The organism is Streptomyces sp. 130 (assembly GCF_007096885.1).
In the GTDB taxonomy this organism is placed as follows: domain Bacteria; phylum Actinomycetota; class Actinomycetes; order Streptomycetales; family Streptomycetaceae; genus Streptomyces.
Genome location: NZ_VJNO01000084.1, coordinates 1 through 3,417 on the forward strand (window position 1 = coordinate 1; position 3,417 = coordinate 3,417).

A 3,417-nucleotide genomic window follows, 5' to 3' on the forward strand; every position below is an offset into this window, starting at 1 on the left:
TCCAGAGCCACTACGTCGGCAAGTGTCCGACGGTGGTCAGCTCATGGGTGGAACGTTGACTACTCGGCACGGCAAGTTGTTTGTCACTAGTACTGCTTCGGCGTGGAACGTGGTGGATGGCTTACCGGGTCGGGCACGCTGTTGGGTATCTGAAGGTGCGGCCGTCATGGTCGTCCTTCGGTTGCCGGCCCCAGTGAACTCGCCCGGTTTCGGGTGGGGTGGTGGGTGGCTGGTCGTTGTTTGAGAACTGCACAGTGGACGCGAGCATCTGTGGCCAAGTTTTTAAGGGCGCACGGTGGATGCCTTGGCACCAGGAACCGATGAAGGACGTGGGAGGCCACGATAGGCCCCGGGGAGCTGTCAACCGAGCTTTGATCCGGGGGTGTCCGAATGGGGAAACCCGGCAGTCGTCATGGGCTGTCACCCGCTGCTGAACACATAGGCAGTGTGGAGGGAACGCGGGGAAGTGAAACATCTCAGTACCCGCAGGAAGAGAAAACAACCGTGATTCCGGGAGTAGTGGCGAGCGAAACTGGATGAGGCCAAACCGTATGCGTGTGATACCCGGCAGGGGTTGCGCATGCGGGGTTGTGGGATCTCTCTTTTACGGTCTGCCGGCCGTGAGACGAGTCAGAAACCGTTGGTGTAGGCGAAGGACATGCGAAAGGTCCGGCGTAGAGGGTAAGACCCCCGTAGCTGAAACATTAGCGGCTTGTTTGAGAGACACCCAAGTAGCACGGGGCCCGAGAAATCCCGTGTGAATCTGGCGGGACCACCCGTTAAGCCTAAATATTCCCTGGTGACCGATAGCGGATAGTACCGTGAGGGAATGGTGAAAAGTACCGCGGGAGCGGAGTGAAATAGTACCTGAAACCGTGTGCCTACAAGCCGTGGGAGCGTCGGATGTGTGCTTGCACATGTCTCGTGACTGCGTGCCTTTTGAAGAATGAGCCTGCGAGTTAGCGGTGTGTAGCGAGGTTAACCCGTGTGGGGAAGCCGTAGCGAAAGCGAGTCCGAACAGGGCGGTTGAGTTGCACGCTCTAGACCCGAAGCGGAGTGATCTAGCCATGGGCAGGTTGAAGCGGAGGTAAGACTTCGTGGAGGACCGAACCCACCAGGGTTGAAAACCTGGGGGATGACCTGTGGTTAGGGGTGAAAGGCCAATCAAACTCCGTGATAGCTGGTTCTCCCCGAAATGCATTTAGGTGCAGCGTCGTGTGTTTCTTGCCGGAGGTAGAGCACTGGATAGGCGATGGGCCCTACCGGGTTACTGACCTTAGCCAAACTCCGAATGCCGGTAAGTGAGAGCGCGGCAGTGAGACTGTGGGGGATAAGCTCCATGGTCGAGAGGGAAACAGCCCAGAGCATCGACTAAGGCCCCTAAGCGTACGCTAAGTGGGAAAGGATGTGGAGTCGCAGAGACAACCAGGAGGTTGGCTTAGAAGCAGCCACCCTTGAAAGAGTGCGTAATAGCTCACTGGTCAAGTGATTCCGCGCCGACAATGTAGCGGGGCTCAAGCGTACCGCCGAAGTCGTGTCATTCATACACATAGGGTTAACGCCTGTATGGATGGGTAGGGGAGCGTCGTGTGCCGGGTGAAGCAGCCGTGGAAGCGAGTTGTGGACGGTTCACGAGTGAGAATGCAGGCATGAGTAGCGATACACACGTGAGAAACGTGTGCGCCGATTGACTAAGGGTTCCTGGGTCAAGCTGATCTGCCCAGGGTAAGTCGGGACCTAAGGCGAGGCCGACAGGCGTAGTCGATGGACAACCGGTTGATATTCCGGTACCCGCTTTGAAACGCCCAATACTGAGCCCATTAATGCTAAGTCCGTGAAGCCGGCCCGATCTCTTCGGAGTTGAGGGTAGTGGTGGAGCCGACGAACCAAGGTGGTAGTAGGTAAGCGATGGGGTGACGCAGGAAGGTAGTCCAGCCCGGGCGGTGGTTGTCCCGGGGTAAGGGTGTAGGCCGTGTGGTAGGCAAATCCGTCACACGTTGAGGCTGAGACCTGATGCCGAGCCGATTGTGGTGAAGTGGATGATCCTATGCTGTCGAGAAAAGCCTCTAGCGAGTTTCATGGCGGCCCGTACCCTAAACCGACTCAGGTGGTCAGGTAGAGAATACCGAGGCGTTCGGGTGAACTATGGTTAAGGAACTCGGCAAAATGCCCCCGTAACTTCGGGAGAAGGGGGGCCATCACTGGTGAGAGCACTTGCTGCTTGAGCTGGGGGTGGCCGCAGAGACCAGCGAGAAGCGACTGTTTACTAAAAACACAGGTCCGTGCGAAGCCGTAAGGCGATGTATACGGACTGACGCCTGCCCGGTGCTGGAACGTTAAGGGGACCGGTTAGCTGCTCTTCGGGGTGGCGAAGCTGAGAACTTAAGCGCCAGTAAACGGCGGTGGTAACTATAACCATCCTAAGGTAGCGAAATTCCTTGTCGGGTAAGTTCCGACCTGCACGAATGGCGTAACGACTTCTCGACTGTCTCAACCATAGGCCCGGTGAAATTGCACTACGAGTAAAGATGCTCGTTTCGCGCAGCAGGACGGAAAGACCCCGGGACCTTTACTATAGTTTGATATTGGTGTTCGGTTCGGCTTGTGTAGGATAGGTGGGAGACTTTGAAGCGGCCACGCCAGTGGTTGTGGAGTCGTCGTTGAAATACCACTCTGGTCGTGCTGGATGTCTAACCTGGGTCCGTGATCCGGATCAGGGACAGTGTCTGATGGGTAGTTTAACTGGGGCGGTTGCCTCCTAAAGGGTAACGGAGGCGCCCAAAGGTTCCCTCAGCCTGGTTGGCAATCAGGTGTTGAGTGTAAGTGCACAAGGGAGCTTGACTGTGAGACCGACGGGTCGAGCAGGGACGAAAGTCGGGACTAGTGATCCGGCAGTGGCTTGTGGAAGCGCTGTCGCTCAACGGATAAAAGGTACCCCGGGGATAACAGGCTGATCTTCCCCAAGAGTCCATATCGACGGGATGGTTTGGCACCTCGATGTCGGCTCGTCGCATCCTGGGGCTGGAGTCGGTCCCAAGGGTTGGGCTGTTCGCCCATTAAAGCGGTACGCGAGCTGGGTTTAGAACGTCGTGAGACAGTTCGGTCCCTATCCGCTGTGCGCGTAGGAATATTGAGAAGGGCTGTCCCTAGTACGAGAGGACCGGGACGGACGAACCTCTGGTGTGCCAGTTGTTCTGCCAAGGGCATGGCTGGTTGGCTACGTTCGGAAAGGATAACCGCTGAAAGCATCTAAGCGGGAAGCCTGCTTCAAGATGAGTATTCCCACCAACTTGATTGGTTAAGGCTCCCAGTAGACGACTGGGTTGATAGGCCAGATGTGGAAGCCCGGTAACGGGTGGAGCTGACTGGTACTAATAGGCCGAGGGCTTGTCCTCAGTTGCTCGCGTCCACTGTGTT

The 3,417-nt window shown here is 56.8% G+C and carries 1 rRNA gene; it reads left to right on the forward strand.

Annotated elements, in window-relative coordinates:
* Positions 1 to 272: 272 nt before the first annotated feature.
* Positions 273 to 3,395, forward strand: a 23S ribosomal RNA gene (locus tag FKN01_RS32000).
* Positions 3,396 to 3,417: the final 22 nt, after the last annotated feature.